The sequence below is a fragment of the Streptomyces sp. NPDC006624 genome (assembly GCF_040611555.1).
GTDB lineage: Bacteria > Actinomycetota > Actinomycetes > Streptomycetales > Streptomycetaceae > Streptomyces.
In genome coordinates this window covers 1-1,061 of sequence record NZ_JBEXOM010000100.1, presented here as the reverse complement: position 1 = coordinate 1,061, position 1,061 = coordinate 1, and the positions used below count along the sequence as shown (strand labels likewise).

The window sequence follows — 1,061 nt, the reverse complement described above, 5'->3', positions numbered from 1 at the left end:
CCGAGGCCGCCCGCATCGACGAGGCGGTCGCCGCCGACCTCGGCGAGCGCGCCGGCAAGCCCGCCCCACTCGTATAGTCGACCACGACGCTCAGACGACAGCCACCGGAATGCGTGAGTCCTCCGTCGACCTTGGTGTTGTGGCCTATGCGACTTGACTGATTCGAATGCCTGCCCGCGCGGCGCAGCTCCTCAGAAATCTTTTTCAGCCCGCCCGCGCCACGTGCCAAAGGCAGTCGAAGAATACGCTGCAAAGCCACCAATTCTGCGCGCGAATCCCTTGGGCACTCGTGGCGGGCGCAGCCCACCTTTGCAGAACACGCATTGCGCACCAAGATCAGCGCTATGATCGGCGCGAGTATCGGTAAACGTTGCGTTAGACCTATCGCGTTCACTCGCCCTCCGCCTGGCCCAATCAGTAAATGCATAGCACGCGGCTATCTTCTTACACAGGACCTGTCCTCATGGCCGCACGTAGCGATAGCGAACGAGCCTGGCAGACAGCGATGAAGCCCTCGGTTCGCAGCCAAAGCGCAACTCTAAGTTTCGCTGCCACTGCGGCACTCACTCTATTGTCTGGCTGCGCCTCGAACGTTAGATCAACAGCCAACGATCCGCTAACCATTGAGCGCGTTCTTACTGAACCCCTGAGCGGAGTCGCTGGAATGGGCCGCGTAAGCGCAGAGCTATCAAAGATCTACGGCATCAACCCGTCTGGCGCCAAGTACATCAATCGCGATGCCAAGACACTCGCAGACGGTCAGGTTCTTTCCTTGTTCTGGCTCGAACCGCCTCCCGCTGATTTCATTTCGCTAGGCCTCGCAGCGGAACCATGCTTCTCTACACAGCGAGCGCTGAACTTGACTCAGGCCACGCCCTATGAGGGCTCGGGCAAGGTATCCGCTCCTATTTACAACGCCTTTAAGTACGGAATGCTGGTCGGCATCACGTCCACCCCCGATGGCAAGTGCCTCCAAACGATCCACATCGAGAGGGACAAGTGAGCACGCGCGACACAGACGCTCTTGAGCGCAGTGACCAGTTTCAGCAGATGCCAGAACA

Annotated in this window: 2 protein-coding genes; one reads left to right on the top strand and one right to left on the bottom strand. The window is 59.3% G+C overall.

The genetic code is table 11. The features are described from left to right. A partial coding sequence (locus tag ABZY20_RS37445; RefSeq protein ID WP_356448033.1) for a hypothetical protein occupies positions 1-253 on the bottom strand: 253 nt, incomplete at its 3' end. A 210-nt stretch (positions 254-463) separates the two neighbouring features. Between ABZY20_RS37445 and ABZY20_RS37440 the strand changes: the two genes are divergently transcribed. After that, a complete protein-coding gene (locus ABZY20_RS37440; RefSeq protein WP_356448031.1) occupies positions 464-1,003 on the top strand; it encodes a hypothetical protein in 540 nt (179 codons plus the stop codon). Positions 1,004-1,061: the final 58 nt, after the last annotated feature.

Bases quoted from the DNA above. Each gene is read 5' to 3' on its own strand.
- ABZY20_RS37440 (WP_356448031.1), top strand. From the start codon at position 464: ATGGCCGCACGTAGCGATAGCGAACGAGCCTGGCAGACAGCGATGAAG.